Annotated in this window: 16 protein-coding genes; all 16 read left to right on the top strand. The window is 54.2% G+C overall.

Translation table 11 applies throughout. The features are described 5' to 3' along the window. The first annotated feature begins 227 nt into the window (after positions 1 to 227). The 16 genes from rimP (at position 228) to AC3Y2E_RS14120 (ending at position 16,588) form a co-directional block, all read left to right on the top strand. A complete protein-coding gene (gene rimP / locus AC3Y2E_RS14195; protein ID WP_379211294.1) occupies positions 228 to 686 on the top strand; it encodes a ribosome maturation factor RimP in 459 nt (152 codons plus the stop codon). A gap of 33 nt (positions 687 to 719) precedes the next feature. Beyond that, positions 720 to 1,817 carry a transcription termination factor NusA gene (gene nusA / locus AC3Y2E_RS14190; protein ID WP_190927990.1) on the top strand — a complete coding sequence of 366 codons (1,098 nt, stop codon included), beginning with the start codon at positions 720 to 722 and terminating at the stop codon, positions 1,815 to 1,817. Between the two features lie 74 nt (positions 1,818 to 1,891). Next, entirely contained in the window at positions 1,892 to 2,209 is a 318-nt protein-coding gene (rnpM, locus tag AC3Y2E_RS14185) for an RNase P modulator RnpM (RefSeq protein WP_379211291.1), read from the top strand. Continuing rightward, the gene (locus AC3Y2E_RS14180) at positions 2,193 to 2,525 is read left to right on the top strand and encodes a YlxQ family RNA-binding protein (protein WP_190927994.1); all 333 of its coding nucleotides are present in this window, start codon (positions 2,193 to 2,195) and stop codon (positions 2,523 to 2,525) included. The genes rnpM and AC3Y2E_RS14180 overlap by 17 nt, the downstream gene beginning before the upstream one ends. A 49-nt stretch (positions 2,526 to 2,574) precedes the next feature. Then, positions 2,575 to 5,646 carry a translation initiation factor IF-2 gene (infB, locus tag AC3Y2E_RS14175; RefSeq protein WP_483875100.1) on the top strand — a complete coding sequence of 1,024 codons (3,072 nt, stop codon included), beginning with the start codon at positions 2,575 to 2,577 and terminating at the stop codon, positions 5,644 to 5,646. 6 nt (positions 5,647 to 5,652) lie between these two features. Beyond that, positions 5,653 to 6,009, top strand: coding sequence for a 30S ribosome-binding factor RbfA (rbfA, locus tag AC3Y2E_RS14170; RefSeq protein WP_190932417.1), 357 nt, complete (start codon positions 5,653 to 5,655; stop codon positions 6,007 to 6,009). Next, entirely contained in the window at positions 6,006 to 7,004 is a 999-nt protein-coding gene (locus AC3Y2E_RS14165) for a DHH family phosphoesterase (RefSeq protein ID WP_379211285.1), read from the top strand. The genes rbfA and AC3Y2E_RS14165 overlap by 4 nt, the downstream gene beginning before the upstream one ends. After that, on the top strand, positions 7,001 to 7,954 hold the full coding sequence (gene truB, locus AC3Y2E_RS14160; protein WP_379211282.1) for a tRNA pseudouridine(55) synthase TruB: 954 nt from the start codon (positions 7,001 to 7,003) through the stop codon (positions 7,952 to 7,954). The genes AC3Y2E_RS14165 and truB overlap by 4 nt, the downstream gene beginning before the upstream one ends. 1 nt (position 7,955) lies before the next feature. Next, the gene (locus tag AC3Y2E_RS14155) at positions 7,956 to 8,924 is read left to right on the top strand and encodes a bifunctional riboflavin kinase/FAD synthetase (RefSeq protein WP_379211280.1); all 969 of its coding nucleotides are present in this window, start codon (positions 7,956 to 7,958) and stop codon (positions 8,922 to 8,924) included. A gap of 165 nt (positions 8,925 to 9,089) precedes the next feature. Further along, positions 9,090 to 9,359 (top strand): 30S ribosomal protein S15, encoded by a 270-nt coding sequence (rpsO, locus tag AC3Y2E_RS14150; protein ID WP_190932421.1) that lies wholly within the window; start codon positions 9,090 to 9,092, stop codon positions 9,357 to 9,359. A gap of 211 nt (positions 9,360 to 9,570) precedes the next feature. Next, on the top strand, positions 9,571 to 11,676 hold the full coding sequence (gene pnp / locus AC3Y2E_RS14145; RefSeq protein ID WP_379211277.1) for a polyribonucleotide nucleotidyltransferase: 2,106 nt from the start codon (positions 9,571 to 9,573) through the stop codon (positions 11,674 to 11,676). Between the two features lie 325 nt (positions 11,677 to 12,001). Beyond that, positions 12,002 to 13,036 carry a polysaccharide deacetylase family protein gene (locus AC3Y2E_RS14140; protein WP_379211275.1) on the top strand — a complete coding sequence of 345 codons (1,035 nt, stop codon included), beginning with the start codon at positions 12,002 to 12,004 and terminating at the stop codon, positions 13,034 to 13,036. A gap of 235 nt (positions 13,037 to 13,271) precedes the next feature. Then, a complete protein-coding gene (locus AC3Y2E_RS14135; protein WP_223837244.1) occupies positions 13,272 to 14,492 on the top strand; it encodes a M16 family metallopeptidase in 1,221 nt (406 codons plus the stop codon). After that, a complete protein-coding gene (gene dut / locus AC3Y2E_RS14130; protein WP_379211273.1) occupies positions 14,476 to 14,925 on the top strand; it encodes a dUTP diphosphatase in 450 nt (149 codons plus the stop codon). Before AC3Y2E_RS14135 ends, dut begins: the two co-directional genes overlap by 17 nt. 164 nt (positions 14,926 to 15,089) lie before the next feature. Then, positions 15,090 to 15,986: a dipicolinate synthase subunit DpsA gene (gene dpsA, locus AC3Y2E_RS14125; protein WP_379211271.1), complete on the top strand. Its 897-nt coding sequence runs from the start codon at positions 15,090 to 15,092 to the stop codon at positions 15,984 to 15,986. Further along, positions 15,986 to 16,588 (top strand): dipicolinate synthase subunit B, encoded by a 603-nt coding sequence (locus AC3Y2E_RS14120; protein WP_379211602.1) that lies wholly within the window; start codon positions 15,986 to 15,988, stop codon positions 16,586 to 16,588. The genes dpsA and AC3Y2E_RS14120 overlap by 1 nt, the downstream gene beginning before the upstream one ends. Positions 16,589 to 16,614 lie beyond the last annotated feature (26 nt).

Genomic DNA, 16,614 nt, shown 5'->3' with positions numbered 1-16,614 from the left:
GGCTTTTTGAACAACCTCTTATATTGATTTTTTCCGCTGGAACGGCCGTGTTTAAGCTAGGAAACCGCTTGTTTTCAGGTTGAAAGGAAACAACTGTTATGGTATAATCATTTTTGGCAATAATGAGTACGGATAGATTGACGCGACTGGAGAGTGGGGAAACCCACTCTTTACGTTTTATCGCACATATCGGAGCTATCCGGCGAAAGTAGCGAAGGAGGTCGACCATGGCGCAGCACATCAAAACGGCCGTGGAGCAAATGCTGGCGCCCTTTTTGGAGCGTGAAGGGTTCGAGTTGGTGGATATCGAGTATGTGAAGGAGGGAAGCAACTGGTTCCTTCGCGTATTTGTAGATAAAGAGGGCGGCATCGACATTGACGATTGCGGCCGCATCAGCGAGTTTTTAAGTGAGCGGCTGGATGAGAAAGATCCGATTCCAACCGCCTATTTTCTCGAAGTATCGTCTCCCGGAGCGGAAAGACCGCTAAAAAAACCGCTGGATTTTGTCCGGGCGGTAGGCAAGCACGTCTTTATAACGACGTACGAGCCGGTCGACGGCGCCAAGGAATTCGAAGGGACGCTGCTGAGCTACGACGAGAACCAGCTTGTCGTACTTGCGGCGAACAAAAAAACGGAAATTCCGGTCGGCAAAGTCGCAAGCGCCCGTCTTGCGATTTTGTTCTAGCGGCTTACCCTTGAAAGGAGGAATCCACCAAACATGAACATGGAATTTATCGAAGCGTTGTCGGATATTGAGCGGGAGAAAGGGATTTCGAAGGACGTTTTGATCGATGCGATCGAAGCGGCTCTCATTTCCAGCTATAAACGCAACTTCAATACAGCACAAAACGTGAGGGTTGACATCAACCGTCATACTGGACTAATTAAAGTGTATGCCCGTAAAACCGTCGTTGAGGAAGTGCTCGACCTCCGGCTTGAAATATCGCAGTCTGCGGCTAGAGAGATTAATCCGAACTTCCAACTGGGCGATATCGTGGAGATTGAAGTCACTCCGCGCGATTTCGGACGGATTGCCGCCCAGACGGCGAAGCAGGTAGTGACCCAGCGTATCCGCGAAGCGGAGCGGGGACTTATTTACGACGCGTTTATCGATCGGGAGGAAGATATTGTAACCGGCACGGTACAGCGTCAAGATTTGCGGAACATTTATTTGGACCTCGGCAAGGTGGAAGCCGTGCTGCCGCTCAGCGAGTTGATGCAGGGCGAGAAGTTCAAGCACCAGGACCGGATCAAAGCGTTTATAACGAAGGTGGAGAACACGACAAAAGGACCGCAAATTATGCTGTCCCGCACACACCCCGGTCTGCTGAAGCGGCTGTTCGAGCTCGAGGTTCCGGAAATTTACGAAGGTGTCGTGGAGATCCGTTCCGTCGCCAGAGAAGCGGGCTTTCGTTCCAAGATTGCGGTCCATTCCCGCAACGACGAGGTCGATCCGGTCGGTTCCTGCGTAGGTCCGAAAGGTACGCGCGTGCAAACGATCGTAAATGAGCTCCGCGGCGAGAAAATCGACATCGTCCGTTGGTCGGAAAATGTTGAGGAGTACGTCGCCAACGCGCTCAGTCCTTCCAAGGTGCTCGAAGTGAACGTATTCGAAGCGGAGAAAATGGCGCGGGTTATCGTGCCGGACTACCAGCTGTCGCTTGCGATCGGCATCAAAGGGCAAAACGCTCGTCTGGCCGCCAAACTTACGGGCTGGAAGATCGATATCAAAAGCGAATCGCAGGCCGAGCAGGAGCTGGGACGCCCGCGTTCGTCGGGTGTGGAAATGCCTCAAGACTCGGTCAGCATCGACTAACCGGTTAGGAAGCGGTTCGCGGTCCCGATAGCGGATGTCGAACGGTTTTTAACGGGATAAAGGTGGGGATGGCCGTGAAAGCAAGAAAAGTACCGCAGCGTAAATGTATCGTCTGCCAAAAAACGTTATCCAAACGGGAAATGCTGCGGATCGTCCGCACGCCGGAGGGGGAGGTCGAGCTCGATCTTTCCGGCAAGAAAAACGGACGCGGCGCTTATATATGCGGGGATGCGGAAGCGTTCAAAAAAGCGAGGAAAACGAAGGCTTTCGACCGGGCGCTCAAGGTGAACCTGACAGCGGAGCAGTACGAGCGGCTCGAGCAAGACTTCTCCTCCGTGCAGGACAAATTCAAATCGGTTAGTTGTGGGAAACCAGATGAACAGTCCGAATAAGGCGTTATCTTACTTGGGGCTCGCGATGCGGGCGGGGAAACTCGCCATCGGTGAAGAAGGCGTCCTGAAAGCGGTACGCTCGGGACAGGCTCGCCTGGTCGTGATGGCGGAAGACGCATCGGACAATACCCGCAAAAAGTTTCAGGACAAATGCCAGCATTATGGCGTTACGCTGGCAGAATGTTTCGACCGGTATGAGCTCGGCGCCGCGATCGGGAAAGAGGCGCGCGTGCTTGTAGCGGTAGTAGATGCAGGATTTGCCCGGCTGATCGAGCCGTGTCTCGTAAATAACCCGGAGGTGAAACCTATTGACTAATCAAGACAAAGATAAATTGCGCGTCTATGAATACGCGAAGTCATTAAATATGAGCAGCAAAGAAATTATTACGATATTAAGAAGGTTGAATGTGCCTGTGAATAACCATATGAGTGTGATGGAGAACGATTCAGTGGACAAAGTGGAGAAATTTTTTCGCGACGTAAAAGCGAATGCCGCAGCCAAACGCGCTGCCGGCGAGGGAAGCGTATCGAATACGGCAGCTCCGGCACAAGATGCCAAACCTGCCCAAAGATCTCAGGAAAATAGAGGGGGCGACCGTCCGCAAGGCGGGGACCGCTCAGAGCGCAGCGACCGTCCGCAAGGCGGGGACCGCCCAGAGCGCAGCGACCGTCCGCAGGGCGGAGATCGTCCGGAGCGCAGCGACCGTCCGCAGGGCGGAGATCGTCCGGAGCGCAGCGACCGTCCGCAAGGCGAGCGTCGTTACGACAATAACCGTCCGAATCAGGGCGGAGGCAGACCGCAAGGCGGAGGCCGTCCATACGGCGACCGTCCGCAAGGTCAAGGCGGCCAAGGTGGCCAAGGTGGAGGCCGTCCATACGGCGACCGTCCGCAAGGTCAAGGCGGCCAAGGTGGCCAAGGTGGAGGCCGTCCATACGGCGACCGTCCGCAAGGCCAAGGCGGCCAAGGTGGAGGCCGTCCATACGGCGACCGTCCGCAAGGCCAAGGCGGTCAAGGCGGAGGCCGTCCATACGGCGACCGTCCGCAAGGTCAAGGCGGCCAAGGCGGAGGCCGTCCATACGGCGACCGTCCGCAAGGCCAAGGCGGAGGCCGTCCGTATGGCGACCGTCCACAAGGTCAAGGCGGCCAAGGTGGAGGCCGTCCATACGGCGACCGTCCGCAAGGTCAAGGCGGTCAAGGCGGAGGCCGTCCATACGGCGACCGTCCACAAGGTCAAGGCGGTCAAGGCGGAGGCCGTCCATACGGCGACCGTCCGCAAGGTCAAGGCGGCCAAGGCGGAGGCCGTCCATACGGCGACCGTCCGCAAGGCAGCGGCAGACCGCAAGGCCAGGGCGGCCAAGGCGGAGGCAGACCGCAAAGCACTACCACTACTCCACCGATGGCTACTGGCCGTCCGCAGCAGACGCGCACGGACCGTGACCGCGGCTACCAGGACCGGGATCGCGCCGGAACGCTCAAAAATGCGGACCCGCGCTTTAACAAAGCGGAAGTCATCCGGACGACCGTTGAGGATTTGGATGATATTACCGTAGCGCAAGGGGTTAAAACTTCGAAAAAACCGAAGTCTCCCCAAGGCAACTCCCGCGGCGGCAGCAACTCCCGCGGTGGCAAAGGCGGCAAAGGAAGATATCAGCCGGAGCCGATCCGTAAGGAAAAGATCGACAACACGCCGAAGAAGATTATCGTACGCGGTACGATGACGGTTGGAGAATTGTGCAAATCGCTCCATAAGGACGCATCCGAAGTTATCAAAAAGCTGCTCTTCCTCGGGGTTATGGCTACCATCAACCAGGAGCTCGATCTGGAGACGATCCAGTTGGTCGCGAACGAGTTTAAGGTTGAAGTGGAAATCAAGCTGCCAGTCGAAGAAGACAATTTCGAAACGATCGAAGAGAAGGACGATCCGGCTGATCTGATCGAACGTCCGGCGGTCGTTACGATTATGGGTCACGTCGACCACGGTAAGACGACGTTGCTGGACGCCATTCGCCAAACGAACGTGTCCGAAGGCGAAGCCGGCGGCATTACCCAGCATATCGGGGCGTACCAGGTCGAAATCAATAACAAAAAAATCACGTTCCTCGACACGCCGGGTCACGAAGCGTTCACATCGATGCGCGCCCGCGGTGCTCAAGTTACAGATATTACGATTATCGTCGTAGCGGCCGATGACGGCGTTATGCCGCAGACGGTAGAAGCGATTAGCCACGCGAAAGCGGCAAACGTGCCGATTATCGTAGCGGTGAATAAAATCGACAAGCCGGATTCGAATCCGGATAAAATCAAGCAGGAGCTCACCGAGTACAATCTGGTGCCGGAGGAGTGGGGCGGAGATACCATTTTCGCCAACATTTCGGCCAAGCAAAGAATCGGTCTGGAAGAGCTGCTTGAGATGATCCTGCTCGTTGCCGAAGTTCAGGAGTTTAAAGCGAACCCGAACAAACGGGCTAGAGGTACTGTAATCGAAGCCGAGCTGGATAAAGGGAAAGGGCCGGTTGCGCGGATTCTCGTTCAGCACGGTACGCTTAAAATCGGCGATGCATTCGTAGCCGGCAACTGCTTCGGACGCGTCCGGGCGATGGTGAACGACAGAGGCCGCCGCTTGAAAGAAGCCGGACCGTCGACCCCTGTCGAGATTACCGGCTTGACCGAAGTGCCGCAAGCGGGCGATCCGTTTATGGCATTCGAGGACGAGCGCAAAGCAAGGGCGATTGCCGAAAGACGGATGACGTCCCACCGTCAGACGACAATGGGCGCGAACAGCCGAGTAACGCTGGACGATCTGTACAAACATATTAAGGATGGCGAGATCAAAGATCTCAATGTCATCATTAAAGGCGACGTACAAGGGTCCGTCGAGGCGCTTAAAGGCTCGCTCGAGAAAATTGAAGTGGAAGGCGTCCGCGTCAAAATTATCCACAACGGCGTCGGTGCGGTTACCGAATCCGACATTATTCTCGCTTCGGCTTCGAACGCGATCATTATCGGATTTAACGTTCGTCCGGAGCCTGCCGCGATGGCGACGGCGGAGCAGGAGAAAGTGGATATCCGTCTGCACAGCATCATCTACAAAGTAATCGAAGAAATCGAACATGCGATGAAAGGTATGCTGGACCCGGTATACAAAGAAGTCGTAATCGGTCAAGCCGAAGTTCGCAATATTTTCAAAGTGAGCAAAATCGGTACGATCGCCGGCTGTATGATCATTTCGGGCAAAATTACAAGAGCGGCGGAGCTTCGCCTCGTTCGCGGCGGCATCGTCGTATTCACAGGCAAAGTCGACTCCCTGAAGCGGTTTAAGGATGACGTCCGTGAAGTGGCGCAAGGTTACGAATGCGGTATTTCCATCGAGAAGTATAACGACATCCGAGAAGGGGACATTATTGAAGCGTTCGTGATGGAAACCGTAGAAAGGTGATGACGGATGGCAAAAGTACGTGTCGGCCGTGTCGGCGAACAAATTAAAAAAGAGCTGAGCCAGATTTTGCAAGCGGAGCTGAAAGATCCCCGTGTCGGTTTTATAACCGTAACGGGGGTCGATGTGACGAACGATCTGTCTCAGGCCAAAGTATACTTGAGCGTAATGGGCACGGATCAGCAAAAGGAAGATTCGCTTAAAGCGATCGAAAAGGCTACCGGATTTATCCGGTCCGAGCTCGGCAAGCGGATTCGGCTGCGCATTACGCCGGAGCTTTTGTTCCAGTTCGATACGTCGATTGAATACGGCAGCCGGATCGACGCGCTGCTGAACCAAATCAACAAAGGGAATCCGGACGCATGACGGACTCCCACCGCAATCGACCGTATGAACAGCAATTGGCGGCCGCACGGAAGTTCATCGAGGACAACGACCGGTTTCTGGTCGTTGCCCATGTGAACCCTGATGGCGACGCCGCCAGCTCTACGTCCGCAGTCGGATGGATGCTGGAGCGGCTCGGCAAACGGTTTGTGCTGGTCAACGAAGGAACGATGCCCAAAAAGTTTGATTTTTTGTGGGGATTCGAGCGTATGCTTGCGCTGGACGAGCTTCCGTCCGAAGAGCGGTATACGTGCATTATCAGCGTGGATTGCGCGGATGAAGCAAGGATCGGCCAAGTCAAGGAACGGTTTGCGGCGGACGCGAAGCTGCTGAATATCGACCATCATCCGACGAACGATTCCTTCGGCGACGTTCAGCTGATCCGCGAAGATGCCGCGGCAACCGTCGAGATCCTGTACGACTTGGCCGGTACGCTGCGGCTGCCTGTCGAGGGGGAGCTCGCTGCCGCGATTTACTGCGGATTGCTGACGGATACCGGCGGATTCCGCTACTCGAATACGACACCCAAGGTCATGCGGATCGCAGCGGAGCTTCTTGCCGGCGGGGTGGAAGGACATCGTCTGGCCGAGCTGGTGCTTGAGAAGATTACGTATGCTCATATCACCGTGTTAAAGCAGGCTTTAAACACGTTATCGTTTAACGAAGACCGTCAGATCAGCTGGATTACCGTCTCCCAGGACGATATCCGGATGACGGGGGCGACCTCGGAGGACATGGACGGGCTCATCTTGTATCCGCGCAATATAGAAGGAGTCGAGGTCGGGCTTCTCTTTAAGCAGACCGATGAGCAGACGGTCAAAGTCAGCTTCCGCTCCAACGGCAAAGCGGACGTGGCCGCCATCGCCCAGCGTTTCGGCGGCGGCGGCCATGTCCGTGCATCCGGCTGTATGCTGAAAGGCGGGCTGCAGGAAGTCGTGGAGCGAGTCGTAAAGGAAGTAGGACAATCGCTGCGATGAACTATGAAGGCGTATTGCCGGTTCACAAACCGGCGGGATTTACCTCGCACGACGTGGTGGCCAAGCTCAGAAGAATTGTCGGGATGAAGCGGATCGGGCATACCGGTACGCTGGACCCGCAAGTAACCGGCGTACTGCCGCTATGTCTGGGCCGCGCCACCCGATTCGTTGAATATATACAGGAGCTTCCGAAGCAATATGAAGCGGAGCTCACGTTCGGAATCAGCACCGATACCGAAGACTGGACCGGAGAGACGATCGAGCGGCTGGAGCCCGGCAGCATCAAGCTGTCGGAGACGGAGGTCCGTTCGGCGCTCGATTCGTTTACCGGTACGATCGATCAAATTCCCCCCATGTATTCCGCCGTCAAAGTCGGAGGCAAAAAGTTGTACGAATTGGCGCGGGAAGGGAAAGAGATCGAGCGAAAATCGAGAAAAGTCGACATTTATAAAATGGAGACGCTTGCTCTTGACCTGGAAACGGACTATCCGAAGGTTCGTTTTCGCGTGTTATGCTCGAAAGGCACCTATATCCGTACGTTATGCGTCGATATAGGGAAGGCGCTCGGTTATCCGGCCGTCATGACACAGCTCGTCCGCAGCTCCACCGGCTCGATTACGCTCGACGGGTGCTTCACCCTGGAGCAGATCGAAGAAAAGCACCGGGCGGGGGAACTGTCGTCTCTGCTTATTCCGGCAGACCGTCTCGTTACGCAGCTACCTTCGGTTACGGTGACGGCAAGCGGGGCGAGACATGCGGCGCAAGGCAAATCGCTTCCGATTCCGGACGGGCCGCTTCATTCGCAGCCGGATGAGCTTGTCAAGGTATACGATCCGGACGGCGTGTTTATCGGAATATTCAAAGCAGACGGGGAGAGCGGGATGCTGCGTCCGGAGAAAGTGTTCGCAAGCCAGGTCCAGGCGAGTGCCCAAGTAGCAGGTGAGAACTGACATGCAATCCATAAAGTTATCCTATCCGATCCCGAATCCGGTTCCCGGAAGTCCAAGTGGCGGACAAGTACTGGCAATCGGCGATTTCGACGGTCTGCACCTGGGACATCGCGAGGTGATCAGCCGGGCTGCAGAAACGGCGCGAAAGCTTGGAGCGCCTGCGGCGGTTATGACGTTTCATCCGCATCCGCGCGAGGTGCTCGGCCAGGACAAGTACGTCCGGCACCTCACGCCGGTGCGCGAGAAGCTGGAGCTTTTCGAGCAGGCCGGAGTGAATACCGCTTATCTCGTCCGTTTTGACGTCCCGTTCTCGCACATCACCCCTTCGCAGTTCGTGGAAGAAGTGTTGATCCCGCTTCGGGTGAATACGGTTGTGGTCGGCTTCGATTTCAAATTCGGTCACAAAGGAAGCGGCAATCCGGACATGATGTGCGAGCTCGCCGCGGGCCGCTTTGCCGTTGAAGTGGTGCGCCCTTATTGTATGGATGGAATCAAAGTCAGCAGTACGCTTATCCGGGAACATCTGGAGCGGGGAGAGGTCGGCCGGGTGCAGCAGTTGCTTGGCCGTTCCTACGCCATGACCGGGACCGTCATTCACGGGGCGGCGAGAGGCAGACAGATCGGATTTCCGACGGCGAATATCGAACTGGACGATTTTTATGTCATCCCTTCAAACGGCGTATATGCGATCCGGCTTGAACTTGGAGGCGAAAGTTTCGCCGGCGTTATGAACATCGGAACGAAACCGACGTTTGAAGATACGGACACGCGGACGCTCGAAGCGCATCTGTTCGATTTCTCCCGGACGATCTACGGAGAAGCCGTCAAGGTAGAACTGATCGAGTTCATCCGATACGAGCAAAAATTCAGTTCCATCGATGAATTGATCGCCCAAATCGGCCGGGATGTCGAGCAAGCGAAGCAAATTACGGGACATAGTGCGGAAAAAGCCGAGAATGGCGTTAAATAATCGCCTCCGGCATTTACTTTGCATTTGCAATTGTGTTATACTAAGTTTCGTTGCTTAGGCGAAAGCTTGGCAGCGATTCAGGAACCTTGGCTCGGTTGGCCGATCTCACCGTCGTCTTCTGGGCTAATGGCGATTGTTTATATGAAGATAGGGAGGTGAACGGAAATGGCATTGACTCAAGAACGCAAAACGCAACTGATTCAAGATTACAAAACTCACGAATCCGACACGGGGTCTCCGGAAGTGCAAATCGCGATTCTGACCGAGAACATCGTAAACTTGACGAATCACCTGCGCACGCACAAGAAAGACCACCATTCCCGTCGTGGACTGCTTAAGATGGTCGGTCAACGTCGTAAACTGCTGGCTTACTTGAAAAACAAAGAAGTTAGCCGTTACGCAGCATTGATCGAACGTCTCGGACTTCGCAGATAATGGTTACGGACAAAGCAACCTGCCGGCTAGGCCGCGCGGTTGTTTTTTTCTACAATCCATAGAGGCGGGGGTTCCCCCGAAAGCCCGGAATCGGTTTGTCGGTTTTCCGCGCCTTCGGGGGAATTTTCGTGCGCAAGAAGGAAATACTAGACTCTATGCAGAATAAAGGAAATGTCGCTACCAAAACTTACATACGAGCAGGAGGGAGTACATGGAAAAACAGGTGCGCATGGACCTAGGAGGCCGACCGCTGTCGCTTGAAACCGGCCGGCTGGCCAAACAGGCGAACGGCGCTGTGCTTGTCCGTTACGGTGAAACCGTCGTACTATGCACAGTCACGGCTTCGAGCGAGCCCAAAGATCTCGACTTTTTTCCATTGACGGTGAATTACGAAGAGAGATTGTATGCCGTCGGTAAAATTCCGGGTGGATTTATTAAGCGGGAAGGACGTCCGAGCGAGAAGGCGATTTTGGCCGGCCGGCTGACCGACCGTACGATTCGCCCCTTGTTTGCGGAAGGATTCCGCAACGACGTTCAGATCGTCGCGATGGTTATGAGCGTAGACCAGGACTGTCCGCCGGAAATTGCGGCGATGATCGGTACTTCGGCGGCGCTGACGGTATCCGACGTTCCGTTTAACGGCCCGATCGGCGGCGTTATTGTAGGCCGCATCGACGGTCAATTCATCATCAATCCGGACAGCAGCCAGGAAGACAAAAGCGACATGCACGTCGTCGTCGCCGGTACGAAGGATGCCATCATGATGGTGGAAGCGGAAGCGAACGAGATTCCGGAGGAGCACATCCTCGAAGCGATCATGTTCGGTCACGAGGAAATCAAAAAAATCGTAGCCGTCCAAGAACAATTCGCAGCCGAAGCGGGTAAGCCGAAGATGGAAGTGAAGCTGCACGCCGTGAACGAGTCGGTGAATAGCGATGTTCGGGCGTTTGCGAGCGCGCGTCTTGTGGAAGCGATCCGTATTCCGGAGAAGCATGCGCGTCAGGATGCGATCGATGCGATTAATGCAGAAGCGATCGACCATTTCGCGTCGCAATATGCGGAAGAGCCGGAGAAGCTGAAGGATGTTAAGGAAGTGCTGTACGATATCGTCAAAGAAGAAGTGCGCCGTCTGATCACGCATGATAAAGTGCGGCCTGACGGACGCGCGCCGGAAGAAATCCGTCCGATCGAATGCGATACGGCTTTGCTTCCTCGTACACACGGTTCCGGCCTGTTTACGCGCGGTCAAACCCAGGCTTTAAGCATTTGTACGCTGGGTGCGCTCGGCGATGTGCAAATTTTGGACGGGCTTGATCTGGAAGATTCGAAACGTTTTATGCATCATTACAACTTCCCGCCGTTCAGCGTAGGCGAGGCCAGACCGCTCCGCGCTCCGGGACGCCGCGAAATCGGTCATGGTGCACTCGGTGAGCGCGCGCTGGCCAAAGTATTGCCGGCGGAATCCGAATTCCCGTATACGATTCGTCTTGTATCCGAAGTTCTCGAGTCGAACGGCTCTACTTCGCAGGCGAGCATCTGTGCGAGCACACTCGCGATGATGGATGCGGGCGTACCGATCAAAGCCCCGGTTGCAGGCGTAGCGATGGGTCTGATCAAGGACGGCGAACATTTCTCGATTTTGACCGACATTCAAGGGATGGAAGACCATCTTGGAGACATGGACTTTAAAGTTGCCGGTACGGCGGCTGGAGTTACCGCGATCCAGATGGATATCAAAATCGACGGAATCGACCGTGAGATCTTGAATCAAGCGTTGGGGCAGGCGAAGGAAGGCCGGATGTTCATCCTTGGCAAAATGCTTGAAGCGATTCAAGAACCGCGCAAAAATCTTTCACCTTATGCGCCGAAAATCGTCATCATGCACATCAATCCGGACAAAATCCGTGATGTCATCGGTGCGGGCGGCAAAATCATCAACAAAATCATTGAAGAAACCGGCGTGAAAATCGATATCGAGCAAGACGGTACTGTATTTATCGCCTCTTCGAATGCCGAGATGAACGAGAAAGCCAAATCGATCATCGAAGGAATCGTCAAGGAAGTTGTCATAGGCGAGACGTACCTCGGTACGGTCAAGCGGATCGAGAAATTCGGCGCGTTTGTTGAAATTTTGCCGGGTAAGGACGGGCTTGTCCATATCTCGCAAATCTCGACGGAACGAGTAGCCAAAGTGGAAGACGTCTTGAAGATCGGCGATCAAATCACGGTTAAAGTAACCGAGATCGATAACCAGGGCCGCGTTAATTTGTCCCGCAAAGCAACGCTGACCACTCCGCAGGTACCGGCGCAAAGCTGATTGGCTGCGCCTCCTGTGCCTCAAGCGCAGGGCTGAAGATGCGGTTTTCTTCCAAGCGAAGCAAGATAATCGAATAACCCGAAGGAGCTTCGAACCGAAGCTTCTCTGAACAAAGAGCCAGAGCAGTCTGTCTCTTTTTTTATTGCTGCCGTACATATAAATGAGCTAAGCGAGACAGCTGTACAGCGTTTATTTACTGGACAGGGAAGAGGTATAGCCATTAGGGGCCTCACTTTTGGCGGGAATATCTTGTCCCTGTTACTTGGACATATCCAGGGCACGTTCGTCATAAGCTGGTACAAATCGGACGGATCGGGGTAGATATATGCAAAAGTATAAATGGCTATTTGTCGGAGGGGCGCTTGGTCTGGTCACTTGGGGTCTCGTGCAATCAAGCAGCATGGACGCTTTCGTCGCATCGTTGGACGAGCGCTCCGGAACCGCATACCGTCAGGTCGACCCGCTGGAAGGGTTTCATATGACGACGAGCACTTCGACGTCGCCGATATCGGGCGAACAGCTTATGGAACGCATCAGAGCGGAAGCGGATACCTACAAGGAAGCTCCGATCGATGCCAAAGTGGACCGGGTGTGGAAGGCGATCCCGGGGCTGAACGGGGTCGAGGTCGATATCGAACAAACGTTCAATCAGGCCAGGGGCAAAGACGTAAGCGGCGGTATTCCGCTCGTATTCAAACCGATCCCGCCTGCCGTAACCTTGAAGGATTTGGGCCCGCATCCCGTCTATAAAGGCAATCCTAACAAGCCGATGGCATCCCTGATGATCAACGTGGCCTGGGGGAACGAATTTATTGAACCGATGCTGGACGTTCTGGAGAAAGAGGACGTCAAGGCCACCTTTTTCTTTGACGGTTCCTGGCTGAGTAAAAATATCGATGTGGCGAAGCTGATTCAGAAGAAAGGGCACGAGTTGTCCAACCATGCGTATTCGCACAAAGATATGAGCAAGCTCGGCAGGGAAGAGACGGTCAAAGAGATCAGCCGGACACAAGATTTGTTAAAGGAACAATTAGGGGTGGACAATGTATTGTTCGCTCCGCCGTCCGGGGATTTCAGCGATTTGACGGTGAAAGTGGCGTTCGAGATGAATTTGCAGACGATATTGTGGACGCTGGACACGGTCGACTGGCAGAAGCCTTCCTCGGATTCCATCGTTCGCAAGATCAGCTCGCGCGTCGAGCCGGGTTCGCTGATCCTGATGCATCCGACCGCTTCGTCCTCCGGAGCGCTTTCCGGCATGATCCAAGAAATCAAGCGAAAAGGTCTCGTGTTGGGAACGGTCTCGGAACTAATCTCTCCGGAGCGAATACCAAAGGTTGAGCGCAACATTAATTTTTGATAAGATCATGGGAGTAAAGAATGTAGAGATTAGATCGGAACGCCTGCCCGTTCCCGAATTGCAACATAACCTGCCGGCCGCTTAAGACGCGGTCGTGCTACCAACGAGGCGCCAGCCGTACTTACGTTCTATCGGACCCCGGCACATGATGCAGCAATCGATCTACTACGTTTCCATATTAAGGGGGAGCCCCATCTTGATCAAAAAGACGCTGAGCAACGGTTTGCGGGTCGTCATGGAACAAATCCCGACCTACCGTTCCGTATCGTTCGGAGTATGGGTAAAGACCGGGTCGCGTTATGAAGACGGACCGAACAACGGAATTTCCCATTTTATCGAACATATGCTGTTTAAAGGAACGGAGCGGTATACGGCTAAAGATATCGCAGAAATTTTCGACGGGATCGGCGGCAACGTGAACGCCTTTACGGCGAAGGAGTACACGTGTTATTATGCGAAAGTTCTCGATACGCATCTGCCTATCGCCGTGGATGTGCTTTCCGACATGTTCTTCAATTCGAAGTTCGATCAAGCCGAGCTCGATAAGGAACGGAACGTCATCCTGGAAGAAATCTCGATGTACGACGATACGCCGGACGATCTGGTTCACGACCTGATTGCAAAAGCCGCGTACGGCGATCATGCGCTCGCCTATTCGATTCTCGGCACGGAAGCCAACTTGAAGGCGATTCAGCCCGCTCATCTGCGGCAGTATATGAAGGAACATTACTCGATTCCCAATACGGTCATCGGAATGGCCGGAAATATCGACGACAGCGTTACCGATTTGCTGGAAAAGCATTTCGGATCGTTTCACAATAAGGGGACCGCTTATGAGCTGGACGTTCCCCAATTTGTCGGCCAATCTTTATTTCACGCCAAAAAAACCGAACAAAATCATATCTGTCTCGCATTGCCGGGCTGCTCGCTGCACGATCCGATGCTGTACCCGATGATTCTGCTTAACAATATGATCGGCGGCGGAATGAGCTCGTACTTGTTCCAGGAAATTCGCGAGAAGCGCGGGCTTGCTTATTCGGTCTATTCGTACCATACGGCGCATGTCGACAGCGGCATGTTTACCATTTATATGGGGACGGCGCCGAAGCAGACCCAGGAAGTGCTGAATGTTACGATGGAAGTGCTGCGAGGCGTCGCGCAGAACGGTTTGTCCGACGAGGAGCTTCGCAAAGGAAAAGAGCAGCTGAAAGGGAGCTTTATTCTAAGTCTGGAGAGCACGAGCAGCCGGATGAACCGTCTTGGCAAAAACGAGCTCATGTTCGGCAAACATTACACGCTTGATGAAATTTTGGCCCGAATTGATTCCGTCTCGCAGGAAGATATCCGGACGCTGGTCAACCGGCTGTTCGGACAACCGTTCGCCTTGGCGATGGTCGGCAAATCGGACAAACCGATCCAGTCGTTCAGGAGGGATTCCCTTGTCATACCTAGTTAATGTCAAACGCCAACCCGGCTGCGAAGACGTACAGCTGCCTCAGAAAATGTCCGAGCTCGCCAGCGGCTTCGATCTGTATGCCGCCGTAGCCGAACCGGTAACGCTTCAGCCAGGGGAGCGGTCTCTTATACCGACCGGCTTCGCCATTGCTATGCCGCCGGAACTCGAAGCGCAAATTCGTCCGCGCAGCGGACTTGCCTATAAGCACGGCATCACATGCCTGAATACGCCGGGAACGATCGATGCGGACTATCGCGGGGAAATTAAAGTGTTGCTGATTAATCTTGGACAAGTACCGTTTACAATCGAACGGAACGAAAGGATCGCCCAAATGGTGTTTCAGACCGTGCCCGCTGTCAAGCTGGAAGTGGTGGACGATCTGGACGATACGGCGCGCGGGGCCGGGGGATTCGGTCATACCGGAACAAAATAACGGATTGCAGATGTAACGATCGTCGCTCCTGATCAAGGAAGCGGCGATTTTTTTTGTTGGCGGCGGGTGGAAGGGTGTAACGTCAGTAGGCAGCTTGGGCTGTAACCCATTCCTGTGTCCGCGCATAAGATGTTCTATACTTGCGGCACGAAAGGGGTGTAAATATGCTGACCGGCATTCAAGTCACCTTGATCGGCGGGGATGCGCGCCAATTGGAAGTGATTCATAAGTTTTCCGAGCTGGACGCGTCCGTCACCCTGATCGGATTTGACAACTTGCAGCATCTGCACAGTGGAGTTACAAGATCGGCCCTAACGGTAGAAGCGTTGGAAAAATCCGACGCGGTCATTTTACCGGTAGTGGGAACTGACGATAACGGCGTTGTCGATTCGATTTTCTCGACGTCCGAACTTTTATTGACCGATGAACATATCGCGGCGCTGCCCAAGCATGCGAAAGTGTACACCGGTATGGCAAAGCGTTATTTGAAGGAGCTGTGCTCCAAGCAGAGTATCGAACTGGTCGAACTGCTGGACAGAGACGATGTGGCGATCTACAATTCGATTCCGACGGCGGAAGGCGCCCTGATGATGGCGATTCAGAACACCGATATTACGATCCACGGTTCGATCTGTATGGTGCTCGGAATCGGACGGACAGGGATGACGATGGCGCGGACGTTGAAGGGGCTAGGCGCTACCGTCAAGGTGGGAATCCGCAAACCGGAGCATTTTGCACGGGCGTGGGAGATGGGTTTTACCCCGTTTTACTTGTCTGAATTGTCACATCAGGTGACGAATATCGACTTGCTTTTTAATACGATTCCGACTATGATAGTCACAGCGCAGATTATTGCCAACATTCCGCACCGCGCGGTCATTATCGACCTTGCGTCGAAGCCTGGCGGGACCGATTTTCGATTCGCCGAAAAACGGGGCGTAAAGGCAATGCTCGCACCCGGACTTCCCGGAATCGTCGCACCGAAAACAGCTGGACGCATCATTGCGAACACCGTAAGTCAGCTGATCATGGATGACGTATACTCCGGGAGGAATGCGTGATGGAATGGAATGGGAAAACGGTCGGCTTCGCCTTGACTGGGTCGCATTGTACGTTTGCCGAAACGATGCCGCATATTCAACGGTTCGTTGATGCGGGCGCGAAGGTCGTACCGATTGCGTCCAATACTTTAATGACGACAGATACCCGATTTGGCACATCGGAAAATTGGCAGAAACAATTGAAAGAAATAACCGGAAATGATATTATCTCTTCGATTGTCGATGCCGAGCCTCTGGGTCCGTCGAAGCTGCTGGATGTTATGCTGATTGCGCCTTGTACGGGCAATACGACGAGCCGGCTCGCCAATGCGATGACGGACAGCGCGGTTCTGATGGCCGCCAAAGCGCAAATGCGCAACCAAAGGCCGTTAGTGCTTGCGATATCCACCAATGACGGACTTGGATTAAACGCATCAAATATTGCCAAGCTGCTGGTCGCCAAAAATATTTATTTCGTCCCGTTCGGTCAGGACAATCCCGTGCAGAAACCGAATTCGCTTGTGGCGCGCATGGATCTGATTATGGATACGTGTGCGGCTGCGCTGCAGGGCAAACAGTTGCAACCGTTATTGATCGAAAGGTTCCAGGACATTATTTCTTGATCATCCTGTCTTCCTATCACTGCCCA

This window comes from Paenibacillus sp. MAH-35, assembly GCF_058135425.1.
Note: the sequence above shows the minus strand (reverse complement) of the source record. Positions and strands in the feature narration are given on the sequence as shown.